Consider the following 18,690-nt stretch of genomic DNA (forward strand, 5'->3'; position numbering starts at 1 on the left):
CGGATGCGGTCGCAGAACGGCCGGAAGGCAGGCCGGAGACGGCCGGCACGTCGGCCGGAGACGGCGGGCACGTCGGCCGAGGACGGCCGGAAGGTCGGCCGCGGAACGGTCGGCCGGTCGGCCGGAGGGCGCTCGTGAGGTCGCCCCCGGGAGACCGGCCGGAAGAAGGGGAACGGAGGCTGCGGATGTCCCGGGACGCCCGCTGGAAGGCGCTGCTGGAACTGCTCGTCGAGCGCGGCCGGCTGGACGTCGAGGAGGCGGCGGCCGAGCTGGCGGTGTCGGCGGCGACGATCCGCCGGGACTTCGACCAGCTCGCCGAACAGCAGATGCTGGTGCGCACCCGGGGCGGAGCGGTGGTGCACGGAGTCTCGTACGAACTCCCGCTGCGCTACAAGACGGCCCGGCGCGCCTCGGAGAAGCAGCGCATCGCCAAGGCGGTGGCCGAACTCGTCGCGCCGGGCGAGGCGGTGGGGCTGACGGGTGGTACGACCACCACGGAGGTGGCCCGCGCGCTGGCCGTGCGGGGTGACCTCGCCACCGGCTCCCCGGCGCTGACCGTCGTGACCAACGCGCTCAACATCGCCAACGAGCTCGCCGTGCGCCCCCAGTTCAAGATCGTGGTGACGGGCGGGGTGGCGCGCGCCCAGTCGTACGAACTCATCGGCCCGCTCGCGGACGGGGTGTTGAGCCAGATCACGCTCGACATGGCCGTACTCGGTGTCGTCGGTTTCGACGTCGCGCACGGGGCGGCGGCGCACGACGAGGCGGAGGCCGCCATCAACCGTCTGCTGTGCGAGCGCGCCGAGCGGGTGGTCGTCGCCGCCGACTCCAGCAAACTGGGCCGCCGGGCGTTCGCCCGGATCTGCGGGGCGGAGCTGGTGGACACGCTGGTGACGGACGCGGCGGTGGGGCAGGAGACGGTACGACGGTTCGAGGAGGCGGGCGTCCGGGTGCTGGCGGTGTGACCCGGAACAGGGGCCGGCCCATGCCTTCGGCCGAGGCCGGGATCCTTCGCCGTCTCCCCGCACGAACGCGGCGTGACGCTCGCCCGACGAGGTGCGCTGGACGACGGGCCGGCCGGCGGCCACGGCCCGCGGCACGGGGGGCCGGCGCGGACATCCCCCACCAGGCGGCGCCGAAGTGACCGTCGCACGACGGCGCGCGTATCGACGTGTCGGACTCCGTCACATCGGCCGGTCGAGCGCGCGCGGATCAGTAACCGCTGAGGTCGGCCTTCACGAACCCCGCGCCTCGCTGGTCGTTGCAGCCCGCCACCGGCCGGTCGGCCGGATCGGGCCAGGTCTGCGGGGCCTGGAGCGCCACGCTCACCAGCGTGAGCAGCAGGTCGACGTCGCTCGCGGCGTCCAGGCGCAGGGTCACCCACTGCGAGCCGGGCACGATCCTGATCGCACCCGAGTCTCTGAGGTCCTTGGCGAACCGCCGGACGGCCCGGTCGGTGAGCCGCAGATCGACATCACGCTCGGAGTGGAAGTGGACGACCTCACCCTGGACCGAACTCACCGCCCGGCCCAGACCGCAGCTCGGGACGGTCTGTCTGAGATCCCGCCAGGTCGCCAGTTGCGCGAGCGCGCGCGAGGCCAACGTCATGGGCCCATCATGGCGCGCTCACCCGCCCGCAACCAGCTCGTGAGCGAGCATTAACCGTCCCGTATCCGCCGCGCGTACCGGAAGCCGCACACACATCCACCCGTCGAACGGGCCCACCCCTGACCCCGATTGCCCAGCACATGGCCCTCGGTGGATCGAAACCGCAGGTGGGCCGGTACGGGCAGGCCGCCGCACCGGCTGCCCCACCGCCCATCGCCCGGGAAGCTCGCGCAGTTGTTCCGCTCTTCACCGGCACGCACGTCCGATACACCGCCGTTGCCACCCGATTCCCGTGTTCTCTCACCCCCAGCGGTCGCGCACCGCGTGGTGCCGAGAGCGTCGCGGGCCGGGTCACGAGTGCGCCTCACGAGGCGAGCCGAGGCCGGTCGGCGGGTCGCCCGGTCACTTGCCCGTCTCCCGTGACGCCCCCTAGGGTGCTTTTGTGCCGACAATAAACAAAACCCGATCGCACAGCGTCGTGCCGGGCCGGAGCCTCACGGCACTGCGCGCGGCGATCACCGCCTTTTTCGCGCTGGACGGGTTCGTCTTCGCGGGGTGGGTCGTCCGAATCCCCGACATCAAGCACCAGACGCACGCCTCGGCGGGCGCCCTCGGGCTCGCTCTCCTCGGCGTCTCCGCGGGGGCCGTGCTCACCATGACGCTGACCGGCCGGCTGTGCCGCCGCTTCGGCAGTCATCGGGTGACCGTGGTCTGCATGGTGGTGCTCGCGCTCAGCGTCGCCCTGCCGCCGCTCACCCACTCGGCGCCGGCACTGGGCGCCGTCCTGCTGCTGTTCGGGGCGGCCTACGGCGGTGTCAACGTGGCCTTCAACAGTGCGGCCGTCGATCTGGTCGCCGCCCTGCGCAGGCCGATCATGCCCAGCTTCCACGCCGCCTTCAGCCTGGGCGGGATGATCGGCGCGGGCCTCGGCGGGCTGGTCGCCGGCGCCCTCTCCCCCACCCGTCACCTCCTCGGCCTCACCGTGATCGGGCTGCTGGTCACGGCCGTCGCCGGGCGCACCCTGGTGCGGTACGACCCGCCCGCACCTTCCCAGCGGACACCGTCCCCGCCGGCCGGGACGGACGGCGGTGCCGCGGACAGGCCGGCCGGGACGGACGGCGGTGCCGCGGACAGGCCGGCCGGGCGCGGGCTCGTGGTGGTCTTCGGGCTCGTCGCGCTGTGCACGGCCTACGGCGAGGGGGCCATGGCCGACTGGGGTGCGCTCCATCTCCAGCAGGATCTCGCGGCCTCCGCCGGCACCGCGGCCGCCGGGTACGCGTGCTTCGCGCTCGCCATGACCGTCGGCCGGCTGACGGGGTCGGCGCTGCTGGCCCGGCTCGGCCGGGCCCGGACCGTGATCGCCGGCGGCACCGTGGCCGCGGCCGGCATGCTGCTCGGTTCGCTCGCACCCTCCGTGTGGGCCGCGCTGACCGGTTTCGCGGTCACCGGACTCGGACTGGCCAACCTGTTCCCGGTTGCCGTGGAGCGGGCGGGCGCGCTGGCCGGCCCGTCCGGCGTCGCCATCGCCTCCACCCTGGGCTACGGCGGCATGCTCCTCGGGCCGCCCGCGATCGGTTTCATGGCCGACTGGTTCTCCCTGCCCACCGCGCTCACCAGCGTGGCCGCCCTGGCCGCCGTCGCCACCGTCATCGGGGCGTCGACGCGGCGGGTACTGGGCCATTGACGCCGTGCCCGCGCGATCTCCGCGCGGGCTCACCGGTGTTGCCGCCCGGAAAGTGACCGGTTCGGGACCGTCGCGGCCCGTTCCGTACGGCACACTCGGCCCCATGGAGACTGCCGACTTTCTTGAGATCCTCGACCGCGAGGGCCGGTTGCTGGCGGCGGCTGCCGCTGCCGCGGGACCCGACGCGAAGGTGCCGACGTGCCCCGAGTGGCAGGTGCGCGACCTGTTGCGGCACACCGGCGCGGTGCACCGCTGGGCCGCCGCCCTCGTCGCCGAAGGGCACACCACGCCCCGGCCGATCGGCGACCCGCCGGAACTGGACGGCGCCGAGCTGGTGACCTGGTACCGGGACAGCCACCGCCTGCTGGTGGACAGCCTCACCGCCGCCCCGGCCGACCTGGAGTGCTGGACCTTCCATCCCGCGCCCTGCCCGTCGCCCCTGGCTTTCTGGACCCGGCGCCAGGCGCACGAGACGGCCGTGCACCGCTACGACGCCGAGGCGGCACGCGGCGGCACGCCGTCCCCGGTCGCGCCGGACTTCGCCGTGGACGGCATCGACGAACTGCTGCGCGGCTTCCACGCCCGCTCCCGCAGCCGCCTGCGCAGCGAGGAGCCGCGCGTGCTGCGGGTGCGGGCCGTGCATCCGGGGGCGGAGGCGCAGAGGGACGCCGTGTGGACCGTACGTCTCACGGCCGAGCCGCCGGTGACCGTGCGTACGGCGGAGGGGACGGCCGAGGCCGAACTGTCGGGGCCGGCCGATGAGTTGTACCTGGCGCTGTGGAACCGGACGCCCGTGCCGGAGGTGACCGGCGACCCTTCGCTCGCAGCGCTGTGGCGGGAGCGTTCCGGGATCTGAGATCCGGTCAGCCGGCGTCGGACAGCATCCGGGCCAGCACCGCGCGCTGCACCGGCCGTACCTCGCCGTGCAGCGCGCGCCCCTTCGCCGTGAGTGCCACCCGCACCCCGCGCCGGTCCTCCGGACACATCGCCCGCTCCACGAGGCCGTCCTTCTCCAGACGGCCGATGAGCCGGGACAGCGCGCTCTGGCTGAGGTGGACCCGGTCGGAGATCTCCTGCACCCGGTAGGCGCAGCCGCCGTCCGCCGCCGCGCCCTCGGCGAGCAGGTCGAGAACCTCGAAGTCACTCGCGCACAGGCCCTGCCCGTGCAGTGCCCGGTCCAGTTCGCACTGGGTGCGGGCGTGCAGGGCGAGTATTCCGCGCCACTGCTCAACAAGCCCTTGCTCGGCCTTCGTCGCCGCCATGACCGCACCGTAGCAGAGAAGCGAATTTGTTGCATCGTAATTAAATGCGTTTGCATCCGATGCATGTGCATGTAGTCTCACCGGCATGACCTCTCCGCTCACCATCCCCGCGGCCCCGTCCCCGGCGGTTCGCTGGACGCCCCGGCTGTGGGGCACCCTGCTGGTGCTGTGCGCCGCGATGTTCCTGGACGCGCTGGACGTGTCGATGGTCGGCGTCGCGCTGCCGTCCATCGGTTCCGACCTCCACCTGTCCACCTCGGCCCTGCAATGGGTCATCAGCGGTTACATCCTGGGCTACGGCGGCCTGCTCCTCCTCGGCGGCCGGACCGCCGACCTGCTCGGCCGGCGCCAGGTGTTCCTGGTGGCGCTCGGCGTCTTCGCGCTGGCCTCGCTGCTCGGCGGGCTCGTGGACTCGGGCCCGCTGCTGATCGCCAGCCGCTTCGTCAAGGGCCTCAGCGCGGCCTTCACGGCACCGGCCGGCCTGTCGATCATCACCACGACGTTCCCGGAGGGCCCGCTGCGCAACCGGGCCCTGTCGATCTACACCACCTGCGGCGCCACCGGCTACTCCATGGGCCTCGTCTTCTCCGGCCTGCTCACCGAGGCCAGTTGGCGGCTCACGATGCTGCTGCCCGCGCCGGTCGCGCTGCTCGCCCTGCTCGTGGGCATGAAGCTGCTGCCGCGCGGCGAGCGCGAACGCGGCCACGGCGGCTACGACATCCCGGGCGCCGTCCTCGGCACCGCCTCGATGCTGCTGGTGGTCTTCACCGTCGTCGAGGCACCCGAGGCGGGCTGGGCCTCGGCCCGTACGGTCCTGTCCTTCGTCGCCGTCGCCGTCATGCTGGCCGTCTTCGTCCTCGTCGAGCGGCGCAGCCCGAGCCCGCTGATCCGGCTCGGGGTGCTGCGCTTCGGACCCCAGGTCCGGGCCCAGTTGGGCGCGCTGACGTTCGTCGGCAGCTACATGGGCTTCCAGTTCCTGGTCACGCTCTACATGCAGCAGGTGCTGGGCTGGTCGGCCCTGCACACGGCACTGGCCTTCCTGCCGGCGGGTGCGCTGGTGGCGCTCTCGGCGACCAAGGTCGGGACCGTCATCGACCGGTTCGGGACGGCACGGCTGATCGTGCTCGGCTTCGTCCTGATGGCGGCGGGCTACGCCCTGTTCCTGCGCATCGACCTGAACCCGGTCTACGCGGCGGCGATCCTGCCGACCATGCTGCTGGTCGGCGCGGGCTTCGCCCTGACCTTCCCGTCGCTCAACGTCCAGGCCACCAACGGAGTGGACGAGCACGAACAGGGCATGGTCTCGGGCCTGCTCAACACCTCGGTGCAGGTGGGCGGCGCGATCTTCCTGGCCGTCGTGACGGCGGTGGTCACCGCGCACGCCCCCGAGAAGGCCACCCCGCAGGCCGTCCTGGACAGCTACCGGCCCGGCCTGACGGTGATCACGCTCATCGCCGTCGCGGGGCTGCTGCTGTCACTCACCGGACTGCGCCGGCCCCGGACGGAACGGTCCGTCGTGGTCGCCGGGTCCACCGTGCGGGAGGTGGACGCGGAACGCGTGCCGGTCCGCGACTAGTAGTGCTTCGTTACGTTGGGTGATCTTGCCTGGTGGTGGGCATCTGACTGGTATGAGGCTGGGGGAGGTGGAACGGCTCCGGGGTGAGTTATCGGAGTTCGTTGCCGATGTGTTCGCTTCGGTTCGGCGGCGGGATCAGCGGCGGTGGGGCGAGTGTTGTCTGCGGGGCCTGATGCTGGACGGTCGGCGGAAGTCGATCCAGCCGATGGCGGATCGGGTGCCGGACGGGAACATGCAGGCCCTGCAGCAGTTCGTGAACCAGTCACCGTGGGATCCGCTGCCGGTCCGGCGGCGGATCGCCGAACGTCTGGCCGAGGTGATCACACCCGAGGTGTGGGTGGTCGACGATGTGTCGTTTCCCAAGTGCGCCTCGCGCTCGGTCTGCTCGACACGCTCGCCGAATGGCAGCTCAAGGCGCCGGTCGTGGTCGCCGATGCCGGCTACGGCGTCAGCACTGCCTTCCGGATCGGTCTCGAACAGCGTGGGCTGTCCTATGTCCTGGCACTGACCGGGAAGGAAGTCGCCCACCCGGAGGATGTCGAGCCACACCAGCCCGCTTACGGCGGGCTCGGACCGCCCACCCTTCACCGCTACCGCACCCCACCGCGAGCCGTCTCGGTCCTCGCTGCCAAGGCCGGTGCCGGCCGGTTCACCGAGGTGACCTGGCGCCGCGGCAGCAAAGGCACGATGACCTCACGGTTCGCGGTCCTGACGATCCGGCCCGCAGGCAAACAGCCCCTGGCCGCAGCCCAGGAAGCAGGCGGCGGCCGCAACCGGTGGGACGGTGTCCTGCCCACCGCATCTTCGCCCATCGCACCAGGTCAGCAACCGCAGTGGTGGCGGGCAGGTTCGATAACCAGTAGTTGGACGGAGTGTCCTGTCCGTGCGGCCATTCGACCAGGAGTGTCCGCGCTGGCGGATCGAGCACGACTACCGCGAGCTCAAACACGGCCTGGGCCTGGACCACTTCGAGGGTCGCACCTGGCGCGGCTGGCACCACCACGTCACCCTCGTCACCGCCGCCCAGGCCTTCCTCACCCTCAGGCGGCTCGACCCAAAAGTCCGCATACCGGCCTGACCCTCTACCAGGTCCTCGACGTTCTTCAGGACCTGCTGAGGTGCTGGACCGGTACCTGCACCACCTGCGGCCGCCCCCTGCCCGGCCCCCGCAGCAGCCGCAGACAGCCCAGAACCTAACGAAGCACGGGCCTCCACGCGTGCGCCCGGCCGGAGTTCCTTGCTCCGCCGGGCGCACGTCTGTGAAACTGGCGGAATGTACGCAGACGGGGGCCGCCGCACCAGGGCCGAGCAGGACGCGGCGACCGTCGAGATCGGCTACGCGCTGGTCAGCGCAGCGTTCGCGGCGGCGGTGCTGTTCGGGGCCGTGGCCGGGCCCGCGCTCCTCCTCGACCTGCCCGGTCTGCTGTCCACGGTTCTCCTGCGGCTCGGCACGGCGGTCGCGTCGGTCGTGTTCGTGGCCCGGGTGGTCGGCGTGCTGGTGCGTTTCCGGCACTCGGCTCAGCCCAGCCAGCCGGGCCGTACCAATCCCGACTCGTAGGCCAGCACGACGAGTTGGGCCCGGTCCCGGGCGCCCAGCTTCACCATCGTCCGGCTCACATGCGTCTTGGCGGTGAGCGGGCTGACCACCAGCCGGCGGGCGATCTCCTCGTTGGACAGACCGATGCCGACCAGCGCCATCACCTCACGCTCCCGCTCGGTGAGCCGGGCGAGGGCCCCGGCCGCCGCGGGCTCCTTGGAACGAGCGGCGAACTCGGCGATCAGCCGACGGGTGACGCCCGGTGACAGCAGCGCGTCCCCCTCGACCACCGCCCGTACGGCGCGCAGGAGTTCCTCGGGCTCGGTGTCCTTCACCAGGAAGCCGGAGGCGCCCGCGCGGATCGCCTCGAAGACGTACTCGTCCAGTTCGAAGGTGGTGAGCATGACCACCCGCACGTCCGCGAGTTCCGCGTCGGAGGTGATGCGCCGGGTCGCGGCCAGGCCGTCCAGCAGCGGCATGCGGATGTCCATGAGGACGACGTCCGGCCGCAGTTCGCGCACCCGGCGCAGCGCCTCCTCGCCGTCGGCCGCCTCGCCGGCCACCTCGATGTCCGGCTGCGCGTCGAGCAGCGCCCTGAAACCGGCCCGCACCAGTGACTGGTCGTCGGCGAGCAGTACCCGGATCACTGGTCCTCCTTGAGGTCCGACGGCAGGACGGCGCGCACCCGGAAGCCGCCGTCGGGGCGCGGGCCCGCCTCGATGGTGCCACCCAGCGCGGCGGCCCGCTCCCGCATGCCGGCCAGTCCGTTCCCGCTGCCCCCGGCGTCCGCGCCGGTGGCCGGTCCGTCGTCGTCGATCCGCAGCCGCAGGACGCCGTCGCCGTAGTCGAAGCGCACCCGCGCGTGCCGCGAGCCGGAGTGCCGTACGACGTTGGTGAGGGCCTCCTGCAGGATGCGGAAGGCCGCCAGGTCGGCGCCGGGCGGCAGCCGTGGCGGTTCGCCCTCGGTCTCGACGGTCAGGCCGGCCGCAGCTGCCTGTTCCACCAGTTCCGGCAGCCGGTCCAGGCCGGGCGCGGGGGCGCGCGGCGCGGCGCCCGGTGCGCGCAGGGCACCGAGGACCTGGCGCACCTCGCCGAGCGCCTCCTTGCTGGCGGACCTGATGGTGGTGAGCGCGGCCCGCGCCTGCTCTGGATCGCTGTCGAGCAGCGCGAGTCCCATGCTCGCCTGGACGTTGATGACGGAGATGCTGTGCGCGAGGACGTCATGCAGCTCGCGGGCCATGCGCAGCCGCTCCTCGTCCGCGCGCCGCCGCGCCGCCTCGGCCCGGTCCGCGCGCTCCCGCGCCCATTGCTCGTGCCGCACCCGGGCCAGTTCGGACAGGGCGACGATGACCAGCACCCAGGTGGCGATGATGATCTCCTGGCCCAGGCCCCCGCCGCGGTCCCCGGCGGGCGGGAGCCATCGGTAGAGCCAGAGCGCGACCAGGACGTGTCCGGCCCACAGCAGCCCGACTGCCGACCAGGCGGCCCGCCGGTGCCCGGCGACGACCGCGCTGAAGCAGCCCACCGCGACGGTCAGGAAGACCGGACCGTAGGGAAAGCCGAGGGCCAGGTAGACCAGGGCCGCGGTGGCCGTGCCGAACACGACGGGCGCCGGGTGGCGGTTGCGCCACAGCAGCAGGGCCGAGGCGAGGAGCAGCAGCACGCGCGCGTAGCCGTCGAGAGGCACGCGGCCCGGCTGGCCGTGCACGGCGAAGGTGCTGCCGATCAGCACGACCGCGGTGATCAGCGCGGTGGAGCGCCAGGGCAGGTGGGCGCGGTGCGCCTCGGGGGCGTCCGGGCGGTTCCACCACGGGGGCCCGTACCGCCACCAGTGCGAGGGGCCGCCTCGGTGCTGCTCGTCCATGCGGGCCACGCTAGACGTCGCCGGGCCGCGGCGGCGTCGGCCGGGTGAGGTGATCACACGTACTCCCCGGGGAGTACGCGGCCCACGACTGCCCGGGGAGTACGCCGCGGACGACTCCGCGGAAGTACGCGGCTCAGGACCGGGGCAGGCCCACGCTCTCACCGAGCCGGCCGGCCGCGTGCCGGAAGAACGCCTCGCGGTCCTCCACCACCCGGTTGAACTGCCCGAAGAGTTCGAACCCGACCAGACCGAACAGCTGTGCCCAGGCCGCCACCAGCGGCGCCGCCGCCCCGGGCGGCAGATCGGGGGCGAAGTCGGCGGCCATCCGCTCGGCCTCGGAACGCAGCTCGGCGGGCAGGGGCAGGTCGGTCAGGCCCGGGCCCTGGTGGGCGTCGCGGACGATGCCGATGAGGACCAGCCCGATCCGGGCCGCGGCCCGGACGGTGGTGTCGGGGGCGGCGTAGCCGGGCACGGGCGAGCCGTAGATCAGCGCGTACTCGTGTGGATGGGCGAGCGCCCAGCCGCGCACCGCCTCGCACACCGCGATCCAGCGGTCCGGTGACGGGGCGCCCGACGTGGCGTCCCGGGCCCGCTCCGCCGTCTCGCCGAGGGAGTCATAGGCGTCGATGATCAATGCGGTGAGCAGGTCGTCCCGGCTGGGGAAGTAGCGGTACAGGGCCGACGAGACCATGCCCAGCTCGCGGGCGACGGCCCGCAGGGAGAGTTTGGCCGCGCCCTCCTCCGCCAGCTGTCTGCGCGCCGCCTCCTTGATGGCCGCGGTGACTTCCTGCCTGGCCCGTGCGCGGGCGCCCTGTGCGGTGCTCATGCCGGCAGTGTGCCACGACAGAGAGCACCGCACACAGAGGAGAGCGCCGAAATGAAAAGAGAGCACCGCTCTTGCTCCGGAGCGCCCGTATGCCCCACACTGAACTCGAGCGAGAGCACCGCTCTCCCGAACTCGTCGTGGGGGTCACCATGTCGTCGTCTTCGCCGTACTACCTCAAGGGCAGCCCGCTCAACGTGCGCCTGAACAGCGTGATCGGCTGGCTCGCCCGGCACGGTCTCAGCCTCGCCGGCACCGCCGAGATGTCCGTGCCCGGCCGCAAGAGCGGGCGGATGCAGCGCATCCCGGTCAACCCGCACACCCACGACGGCGTGCGGTACCTGGTCTCCGCGCGCGGACACTCGCAGTGGGTGCGGAACATGCGCGCCGCCGGCGGCGGCGAGCTGCGCGTCGGGCGCACGGTGCGCGCCTTCACCGCGGTGGAGCTTCCCGACGCCGAGAGGCTCCCGGTGCTGCGGACCTACCTGGAGAAGTGGGGCTGGGAGGTGAACCAGTACTTCGACGGCGTGACCGCCAAGTCCTCCGACACGGAGATCATCGCCTGCGCCCCGGACCATCCGGTCTTCCGCATCACCGTCACGAACTGACGGGCTCCTCCGCCGGCCCGGCCGGCACGCGGTCCACCGAGATCAGCACGCGCTGGGCGAGGGGGTGGGAGCGGACCAGCTCGCCCAGCGTGGTCGAGCCCTGCGTGATGTCCCTGAACGCCCGCCACGCCGGACGGAAGCCGCTGAGGGCCGCGTGGAAGACGCCGGGCCGCTTCTCGAACGCGGCCAGCAGCCGCTTGCCGACGCTCATCTCGACGCCGAGCCCCGCCTTGATCGCGAACGCGTAGTTGAGGGCCTGGCGCCGGGTGTCCACGGCGTCGTGCGCCTCGGCGATCCGGACCGCCCACTCCCCCGCCAGCCGGCCCGAGCGCAGCGCGAAGGAGATGCCCTCACGGGTCCACGGCTCCAGCAGTCCGGCCGCGTCCCCGCAGACCAGCACCCGGCCCCGGGACAGCGGGGAGTCGTCGGCGCGGCAGCGGGTCAGATGCCCGGAGGAGATCGACGGCTCGAACCCGGCGAGGCCCAGCCGGGCGACGAAGTCCTCCAGATAGCGCTTGGTGGCGGCGCCTTCCCCACGCGCGGAGATCACGCCCACGGTCAGCGTGTCGCCCTTCGGGAACACCCAGCCGTAACTGCCCGGCATCGGGCCCCAGTCGATGAGGGCGCGCCCCTTCCAGTCCTCGGCGACCGTCTCCGGCACCGGGATCTCCGCCTCCAGGCCGAGGTCGACCTGGTCGAGCTTCACGCCGACGTGGGCTCCTATCCGGCTGGCGCTGCCGTCGGCACCGACCACCGCGTGGGCCAGCACCGTCTCCCCGCCCTGGAGGACGACGGCGACCGTCCGCCGGTCGGGCACCGCCGAGCCGTGCTGCTCGACCCGCTGCACCGTGACACCCGTACGCAGCTCTGCGCCCGCCTTCTGGGCGTGCTCGACCAGCTGCTGGTCGAACTCGGGCCGGTTGATCAGCCCGAACAGCATCTGCTTGGACCGGCGGGTGCGGGTGAAGCGCCCGTTGTTGGAGAAGGTGACCGCGTGCACCCGGTCCCGGAAGGGCAGCTCGAAGCCGGGCGGCAGGGCGTCGCGGGAGGGGCCGATGATGCCGCCGCCGCACGTCTTGTAACGGGGCAACTCGGCTTTCTCCAGCACCAGCACGCGCCGTCCCGCGACCGCCGCCGCGTAGGCGGCCGAGGCGCCCGCGGGGCCCGCGCCCACCACGACGACGTCCCACACCCGCTGCACGTCGTCCGCCGAAGAGTTCTCGCCGCTCACGATGGTCTACCGCTCCGATCAAGCCGTTGCCAAGTGTCCTGTCGCATCCTACGGCGGCCGTCCGCGCAGGCCGCTGTGGGAGGATCGGGGGACTCACCCCGTACAACGTCGCACCCACGAGGAGCGTGCCCATGTCGTCGAATCCGGTCGCCGAGACCGTCGCCTCGCTGCTGCCCCGGGCCAAGGCGGAGCTGGCCGAACTGGTCGCCTTCACATCGGTGGCGGACTTCACGCAGTTCCCGAGGAGCGAGAGCGAGGCCGCCGCGAACTGGGTCGCCGAGGCGCTGTGTGCCGAGGGATTCACGGACGTGGCCCTGCTCGACACCCCGGACGGCACGCAGTCGGTGTACGGCTACCTGCCGGGCCCGGAGGGTGCAAAAACGGTTCTTCTCTATGCGCACTACGACGTGCAGCCCCCGCTCGACGAGGCCGGCTGGACCAGCCCGCCGTTCGAGCTGACCGAGCGCGACGGCCGCTGGTACGGCCGCGGGGCCGCCGACTGCAAGGGCGGGGTCATCATGCACCTGCTCGCGCTGCGGGCCCTGAAGGCGAACGGGGGCGTCCCCGTGAACGTCAAGGTGATCGCCGAGGGCTCGGAGGAGCAGGGCACGGGCGGCCTGGAGCGGTACGCCGAGGCGCACCCGGAGCTGCTGGAGGCGGACACCATCGTGATCGGCGACGCGGGCAACTTCCGCGTCGGTCTGCCGACGGTCACCACCACGCTGCGCGGCATGACCCTGGTGCGGGTGCGGATCGACACGCTCGGCGGCAATCTGCACTCCGGCCAGTTCGGCGGTGCCGCGCCGGACGCACTGGCCGCGCTGATCCGCGTCATGGACTCGCTGCGCGCCGAGGACGGCTCGACCACGGTCGACGGACTGGACGCCGCGGGTACCTGGGACGGCCTGGAGTACACCGAGGAGCAGTTCCGGGCGGACGCCAGGGTGCTGGACGGGGTCGAGCTGATCGGCGGCGGCTCGGTCGCCGACCGCCTCTGGGCCCGCCCGGCCGTCACCGTCCTCGGCATCGACTGCCCGCCGGTCGTCGGCGCCACCCCGTCCGTGCACTCGAGCGCCCGCGCGCTGATCAGCCTGCGGGTGCCGCCGGGCGTGGACGCGGCGGAGGCGACCAAGCTGCTCCGGGCGCACCTGGAGGCGCACACCCCGTGGGGCGCGCGGGTCACCACCGAACAGATCGGGCAGGGCCAGGCCTTCCGTGCCGACGCCTCCAGCCCCGCCTACCAGGCGATGGCCGACGCGATGGCGGTCGCGTACCCGGGCGAGACGATGCAGTACGCCGGTGAGGGCGGCTCCATCCCGCTGTGCAACACCCTGGCCGGCCTGTACCCGAAGGCGGAGATCCTGCTCATCGGCCTGAGCGAGCCGGAGGCGCAGATCCACGCGGTCAACGAGAGCGTGTCCCCCGAGGAGTTGGAGCGGCTGTCGGTCGCCGAGGCGCTGTTCCTGCGCAACTACGCGGCGGGCTGACCCCTCCCGCCGACGGCAGGAGGGCTCTCGCACCCGGTCGCGGTCGCGGGCCCTCCTGGTCGGCGCTTGGACGTCATCGGGCTGCCGCCCCACCGGTGGGTGTCCCATGGGGACCGGCCCCGACTCCTTGTGTCGGCAAGGGGCGTCGGTCAGCCCACCGGCACGCCGGCCTCCAGATAGAGCGCCCTGCCCCGCTCGCGCGCTCGCAGTGCCCAGCGCAGCCGCTCGTAGCGGACCGGGGGCAGCATCGCGGCGGCCTCCTGCTCCGTGGCGAACCGCCAGGCGCGCAGCTCCGGCCCGGGCAGCAGCACCCGGGACGCCTCGCCGGACTCCAGCCGGCCGCCGTCGAACAGCAGCCGCAGCCCGCCGAAGCCGGGCGGGACGGGCCGCTCCCAGTCCACGACCAGCAGCCGGGGCACCTCGCGCAGCCGTATCCCGGTCTCCTCGGCGACCTCGCGCATCCCGGCGCGGGCAGGTGCCTCGCCCCGCTCCACCACTCCGCCGGGGAACTCCCAGCCCGGTTTGTAGGTGGGGTCGACGAGCAGCACCCGGTCGTGCTCGTCGAAGAGCAGCACCCCGGCGGCGAGCGTCTCCGCTGTCGGCTCGGGGGTCTGCACGATGTCGCAGGCCGGTACGGCACCGCTGCCGACGGCCTCGGCGATACGGACGGCCGTCTCGTACGGGGTGAGGGTGCTGGTGTCGAGCGGGTGGGCGTCGGCGGTGAGCCAGGTGGCGAGGGCGGCGCGGTAGGACTCGACGTGGTCGTACGCCCACTGCCGCGTGCGTATCTCGCCGTCGGGGGCCTCGGACGGGACCTCCCGCCTGGCTATGCGCTCGCGCAGGATCGTTTCCGCCGGGGCGAGAAGCACATGGTGCACGGTAATCCGCCGGGCGGCGAGGCCGCCGAAGATCTCGTCGCGGTACTCCTGGCGGAGCAAAGTCATGGGCACCACGAGGGTGCCGCCCAGCTCGGCGAGCATCGCGGCGGCGGTGTCGACGACCAGCCGGCGCCAGATCGGCAGGTCCTGGAAGTCGTCGGCCTCCGCGAGACGCTTGGGTGGCAGCAGGTGCGTGAGCCCCCCGCCGATGACCTCGGGGTCGAAGAGCGCGCTGTTCGGGATCAGTTCGATCAGTTCGCGTGCGGTGGTGGTCTTCCCCGCACCGAACGCGCCGTTGATCCAGACGACGGTCACGGACTCCCCCTCTTCTGTTGGCCCCCTGAGGCTTGCCCGCTCCACCCTGCCACGGAAACCCCGTCCCGTTGAGGGCGCCTGTCCGCGCGCACAGGAGTGCCGGCGCCCCTTCGGCGGGGACACCGGCCGAACACTCCTACGACGCACTCCTACTACGAGGGGGGCTACTCCTGGCCGAGCAGGTTCTGGTCGACGGCCAGGCTGCCGTCGCTGACGAGGTGGCCGACCGTGTCGAGGGCGGTCGAGACGTGGGAGTCGTCGAGGGGTGCCTCGCCCGCCGCGTGGGACGGGGTGACGGCGGCCACGACGAATCCGGTGGCGAGGGTGGCGATGGCGAGCATGCTGCGCTTCTTCATGCGCTGATCAACTGCGGGATCGGGCCCGGAGTCACGCGGACCACCGGGGTTTTGCGGCCGAGCCGACCGTCGTGCGGCGTCGCGTTCGCCGCGCGGGTCGAGCGCGACGCCGCACTGCCCGCCGGCCGCCTTCTCGGTCTGCCGCGGGACGCTTCCGAGACGTGTGAAGCGAACACGTCCGAACGAGCCGTAACCCCCTGACGCCCACCTCTTCCAACAGACTCCGACACGTTCTACCATAAACGCCCACTGATGACGCGTACATGCCGTCATCCCGTCGTTCGCGAGTTGGAGGAACGTCGACGATGCGTCACCCTCGCAGCCGCACCACCCGCAACAGAGTGGCCGGAGCGCTCAGCGCTGGACTCCTGTGCGCGGCGGGCCTCGCCGCTCCCGCCCTGGCGGCGCCCGCCGCGACCCCCGCGGCACCCACCGCCCCCGCACGGGCCGACGGCCTCGCCCTCACCCCGCCCATGGGCTTCAACAACTGGAACTCCACGCACTGCCGGGCCGAGTTCAACGAGGACATGGTCAAGGGCATCGCGGACCTCTTCGTGACGAAGGGGCTGAAGGACGCGGGCTACCAGTACGTCAACCTGGACGACTGCTGGGCCCTGCCGGACCGTGACGCCAACGGCAAGCTGGTGCCCGACCCCGTGCGCTTCCCCGGCGGGATCAAGGCGGTCGCGGACTACGTCCACGCCAAGGGGCTCAAACTCGGCATCTACACCAGTGCCGGCACCAAGACCTGCAACAGCGCGGGGTTCCCGGGAGCCCTGGGCCACGAGTACAGCGACGCGCGCCAGTTCGCCGACTGGGGCGTCGACTACCTGAAGTACGACAACTGCAACAACCAGGGCGTGGACGCCGAGCAGCGCTACCGGACCATGCGGGACGCCCTGAAGGCGACCGGCCGGCCCATCGTCTACAGCATCTGCGAATGGGGTGAGAACAAACCCTGGGAATGGGCCTCCGGCGTCGGCCAGTTGTGGCGGACCACCGGCGACATCAGCGACAGCTGGAGTTCGATGCTGTCGATCCTGAAGCAGAACCTCCCGCTCGCGCCGCACGCCGGCCCCGGCCACTGGAACGACCCCGACATGCTGGAGGTCGGCAACGGCGGGATGACGGACACCGAGTACCGCTCGCACTTCTCACTCTGGTCGGTCATGGCCGCGCCGCTGCTCATCGGCACGGACCTGCGCAAGGCGTCCCAGGCGACCTTCGACATCCTGGACGACAAGGAGGTCATCGCCGTCGACCAGGACCCCCTCGGCAAGCAGGGTGCGGTCGTCTCCTCCGCCGGCGGGCGCTGGGTCGTCGCCAAGGAGATGAAGGACGGCAGCCGCGCGGTGGCCCTCTTCAACGAATCCGGCACCGCCCAGCGGATCGCCACCAGCGCGAGCGCCGTCGGCCTGCCCGACGCCGACGCATACACCCTGCGCGACCTGTGGCAGCACCGTGGCTACAACACCGCCGGCACCATCGCGGCCACCGTCCCGGCCCACGGCACGGTCCTGCTGCGCGTCTCGGCCGACCCGCACTGGGCCGACAACCCGCCCGCCATCGAACTCGGCCTGGACGGCAGTCCGTTGCTGGAGGCCGCTACTCCGGCCGCGCTGACCAGTACCGTCACCGACCTCGGGCGTACGCCCGCGAGCCGGGTCTCCGTCACGCTGACCGGCCCCGCGGGCTGGACCGTACGGGCCACCTCGGCGACCTCGGCCACCACCCTCCCGACCGGCCGGGCACTGCGCACGGGCTGGCGGGTGACCGCCCCGGCCGGCACCCCCGTCGGTTCCTACGACCTCACACTGCGGACGAGTCACCGCTCACCGTCGGGGACACCGGTCACCACCACGCTCCCGCTGACCGCGTCCGTCGTCGTGCCACCGCCGTCCGGGGCGTCGTACCTCGGCGACCTGCCGTGGCTGTCGGCGACCAGCGGCTGGGGGCCGGTGGAGCGGAACACCAGCAACGGCGAGAGCGGCGCCGGCGACGGCCGTCCGCTCACCATCGGCGGGACGGTGTACGCCAAGGGGCTCGGCGTGCACGCGCTCAGCGACCTCTCCTTCTACACCGGCAGGGCCTGCGAGAAGGTCACCGCGTCCGTCGGCGTGGACGACGAGAAGGACACGAAGGGCACCGTCGCCTTCGAGATCTGGGCGGACGGCACCAGGGCCGCCGCCACCGGTGTCCTCACCAACGCGATGCCCGCCCAGCCGGTCACGGCCGACATCACCGGCGCCCAGGTGGTCCGGCTCGTCGTCACCGACGGCGGGGACGGCATCGACTCGGACCACGCGGACTGGGCGGACGCACGGCTGAGCTGCTGACGCCTACACGCTCGCCGCGGTGGCGTCCGGCCTGCGGGTCAGCGCTGCCGCGGCGGCGCCGACCAGGCCCGCGTCGGTGCCCATCTGCGCGGGTACCACGGTCAGGCGTTGCACGAAGGACAGCGTCGCGTAGTCGGTGAGGGCCTTGCGCAGGGGCGTGAACAGGACCTCGCCCGCCTTGCCGACGCCGCCGCCGATCACCGCGATGTCGATCTCGACCAGGGTCGCGGTGGCCGCGATGCCGGCGGCCAGCGCCTGCGCCGCCCGCTCGAAGGAGGCCACGGCGACCGGGTCACCCGCCCGGGCGGCGGCGGCCACCGCGGCGGCCGAGGTGTCGCCGTCGGGCCCGGGCCGCCAGCCCTGCTCCAGCGCCCGGCGGGCGATGTTGGGGCCGCTGGCGATGCGCTCCACACAGCCGCGCGAGCCGCACGGGCAGGGATCGCCGTCGAGGTCGACGCTGATGTGGCCGATGTGCCCGGCGTTGCCCGTCGGCCCGGGATGCAGCCGCCCGCCGAGCACCAGGCCGCCGCCGACGCCCGTGGAGACCACCATGCACAGCGCGTTGTCGTGGCCGCGCGCGGCGCCCTGCCAGTGTTCGGCCGCCGTGATCGCGACGCCGTCACCGATCAGCTCCACCGGCAGGCCGCCAGTGGCCGTACGCACCCGGTCGACCAGCGGGAAGTCACGCCAGCCCGGCACGTTCACCGGGCTCACGGTGCCCGCCGAGGCGTCCACCGGGCCGGCGCTGCCGATGCCGATCGAGCCGGCGCGTCCCCACAGGGGCGACCCGGCGAGGTCGCCGAGTACCTCCGTCACGGCCCGCATGACCGTTTCGCCGTCCTGCCGGGCGGGCGTGCCGCGCCGGGTCCGGGCCAGGATCCGTCCGTCGCCGTCCACCAGCGCGCCGGCGATCTTGGTGCCGCCGATGTCCAGGGCCGCCACGAGGTCGGTGTGCATCAGAGTCAGATCTCCCCGTTGAAGCGTGAGAAAAAGAAGCAGGCCGGTCGAGCGGTGGGGGCGCGGGCCGACGACAGCGGTGGACAGTCTCTCTCGCATCTGACAACGTTGTCCAGGCTCTATGCTCGACGCCACATCCTCATACAAGCCCACGGATCGCGCACTACC

At 72.7% G+C, this 18,690-nt stretch carries 17 protein-coding genes and 1 pseudogene; 9 read left to right on the forward strand and 9 right to left on the reverse strand.

Annotation, left to right across the window (positions count from 1 at the left end; genetic code table 11):
• Positions 1–185: 185 nt before the first annotated feature.
• Positions 186–965, forward strand: coding sequence for a DeoR/GlpR family DNA-binding transcription regulator (locus ACIGYR_RS29280; RefSeq protein WP_399605176.1), 780 nt, complete (start codon positions 186–188; stop codon positions 963–965).
• Between the two features lie 247 nt (positions 966–1,212).
• Here the strand turns inward: ACIGYR_RS29280 and ACIGYR_RS29285 are convergent, their stop codons facing one another.
• Entirely contained in the window at positions 1,213–1,608 is a 396-nt protein-coding gene (locus ACIGYR_RS29285) for a luciferase family protein (protein ID WP_391843682.1), read from the reverse strand.
• Between the two features lie 478 nt (positions 1,609–2,086).
• On the opposite strand from ACIGYR_RS29285, the gene ACIGYR_RS29290 reads away from it, so the two are divergent.
• Positions 2,087–3,292, forward strand: coding sequence for an MFS transporter (locus ACIGYR_RS29290; RefSeq protein ID WP_399605174.1), 1,206 nt, complete (start codon positions 2,087–2,089; stop codon positions 3,290–3,292).
• Positions 3,293–3,395: 103 nt separating this feature from the next.
• The gene (locus tag ACIGYR_RS29295) at positions 3,396–4,148 is read left to right on the forward strand and encodes a maleylpyruvate isomerase family mycothiol-dependent enzyme (protein ID WP_399605172.1); all 753 of its coding nucleotides are present in this window, start codon (positions 3,396–3,398) and stop codon (positions 4,146–4,148) included.
• Between the two features lie 7 nt (positions 4,149–4,155).
• Here ACIGYR_RS29295 and ACIGYR_RS29300 read toward each other — a convergent pair whose 3' ends face one another.
• Positions 4,156–4,554: a MarR family winged helix-turn-helix transcriptional regulator gene (locus tag ACIGYR_RS29300; protein WP_399605170.1), complete on the reverse strand. Its 399-nt coding sequence runs from the start codon at positions 4,552–4,554 to the stop codon at positions 4,156–4,158.
• 85 nt (positions 4,555–4,639) lie between these two features.
• On the opposite strand from ACIGYR_RS29300, the gene ACIGYR_RS29305 reads away from it, so the two are divergent.
• The 3 genes and pseudogenes from ACIGYR_RS29305 to ACIGYR_RS29315 all read left to right on the forward strand — a co-directional run bounded on the left by ACIGYR_RS29305 (position 4,640) and on the right by ACIGYR_RS29315 (position 7,688).
• Complete coding sequence (locus tag ACIGYR_RS29305) at positions 4,640–6,130, forward strand: MFS transporter (protein WP_399605168.1); 1,491 nt, start codon at positions 4,640–4,642, stop codon at positions 6,128–6,130.
• Between the two features lie 52 nt (positions 6,131–6,182).
• A pseudogene (locus tag ACIGYR_RS29310) lies at positions 6,183–7,208 on the forward strand (IS701 family transposase).
• Between the two features lie 195 nt (positions 7,209–7,403).
• Positions 7,404–7,688 (forward strand): DUF6332 family protein, encoded by a 285-nt coding sequence (locus ACIGYR_RS29315; RefSeq protein WP_399605166.1) that lies wholly within the window; start codon positions 7,404–7,406, stop codon positions 7,686–7,688.
• Here ACIGYR_RS29315 and ACIGYR_RS29320 read toward each other — a convergent pair.
• The 3 genes from ACIGYR_RS29320 to ACIGYR_RS29330 form a co-directional block, all read right to left on the reverse strand.
• Positions 7,649–8,314: a response regulator gene (locus ACIGYR_RS29320; protein WP_391843672.1), complete on the reverse strand. Its 666-nt coding sequence runs from the start codon at positions 8,312–8,314 to the stop codon at positions 7,649–7,651. The genes ACIGYR_RS29315 and ACIGYR_RS29320 overlap by 40 nt on opposite strands.
• A complete protein-coding gene (locus ACIGYR_RS29325) occupies positions 8,311–9,531 on the reverse strand; it encodes a sensor histidine kinase (RefSeq protein ID WP_399605163.1) in 1,221 nt (406 codons plus the stop codon). The genes ACIGYR_RS29320 and ACIGYR_RS29325 overlap by 4 nt, the downstream gene beginning before the upstream one ends.
• A gap of 133 nt (positions 9,532–9,664) precedes the next feature.
• Complete coding sequence (locus ACIGYR_RS29330) at positions 9,665–10,357, reverse strand: TetR/AcrR family transcriptional regulator (protein WP_399605162.1); 693 nt, start codon at positions 10,355–10,357, stop codon at positions 9,665–9,667.
• A gap of 149 nt (positions 10,358–10,506) precedes the next feature.
• Between ACIGYR_RS29330 and ACIGYR_RS29335 the strand changes: the two genes are divergently transcribed.
• Positions 10,507–10,962, forward strand: coding sequence for a nitroreductase family deazaflavin-dependent oxidoreductase (locus ACIGYR_RS29335; RefSeq protein ID WP_399605286.1), 456 nt, complete (start codon positions 10,507–10,509; stop codon positions 10,960–10,962).
• On the opposite strand, the gene ACIGYR_RS29340 is transcribed toward ACIGYR_RS29335, so the two are convergent.
• On the reverse strand, positions 10,952–12,193 hold the full coding sequence (locus tag ACIGYR_RS29340; protein WP_399605160.1) for a geranylgeranyl reductase family protein: 1,242 nt from the start codon (positions 12,191–12,193) through the stop codon (positions 10,952–10,954). The genes ACIGYR_RS29335 and ACIGYR_RS29340 overlap by 11 nt on opposite strands.
• Positions 12,194–12,324: 131 nt before the next feature.
• On the opposite strand from ACIGYR_RS29340, the gene ACIGYR_RS29345 reads away from it, so the two are divergent.
• Positions 12,325–13,680, forward strand: coding sequence for a dipeptidase (locus ACIGYR_RS29345; protein WP_399605159.1), 1,356 nt, complete (start codon positions 12,325–12,327; stop codon positions 13,678–13,680).
• Between the two features lie 149 nt (positions 13,681–13,829).
• On the opposite strand, the gene ACIGYR_RS29350 is transcribed toward ACIGYR_RS29345, so the two are convergent.
• Both ACIGYR_RS29350 and ACIGYR_RS29355 read right to left on the reverse strand, forming a co-directional pair.
• A complete protein-coding gene (locus tag ACIGYR_RS29350) occupies positions 13,830–14,873 on the reverse strand; it encodes an NUDIX domain-containing protein (protein WP_399605158.1) in 1,044 nt (347 codons plus the stop codon).
• Between the two features lie 164 nt (positions 14,874–15,037).
• Positions 15,038–15,229: a hypothetical protein gene (locus tag ACIGYR_RS29355; RefSeq protein ID WP_391843659.1), complete on the reverse strand. Its 192-nt coding sequence runs from the start codon at positions 15,227–15,229 to the stop codon at positions 15,038–15,040.
• A gap of 305 nt (positions 15,230–15,534) precedes the next feature.
• On the opposite strand from ACIGYR_RS29355, the gene ACIGYR_RS29360 reads away from it, so the two are divergent.
• Positions 15,535–17,565 (forward strand): NPCBM/NEW2 domain-containing protein, encoded by a 2,031-nt coding sequence (locus tag ACIGYR_RS29360; RefSeq protein ID WP_399605156.1) that lies wholly within the window; start codon positions 15,535–15,537, stop codon positions 17,563–17,565.
• A 3-nt stretch (positions 17,566–17,568) separates the two neighbouring features.
• On the opposite strand, the gene ACIGYR_RS29365 is transcribed toward ACIGYR_RS29360, so the two are convergent.
• On the reverse strand, positions 17,569–18,522 hold the full coding sequence (locus ACIGYR_RS29365; RefSeq protein WP_391843655.1) for an ROK family protein: 954 nt from the start codon (positions 18,520–18,522) through the stop codon (positions 17,569–17,571).
• Positions 18,523–18,690: the final 168 nt, after the last annotated feature.

Source organism: Streptomyces sp. NPDC053076, from assembly GCF_044546845.1.
Classification (GTDB): Bacteria; Actinomycetota; Actinomycetes; order Streptomycetales; family Streptomycetaceae; genus Streptomyces.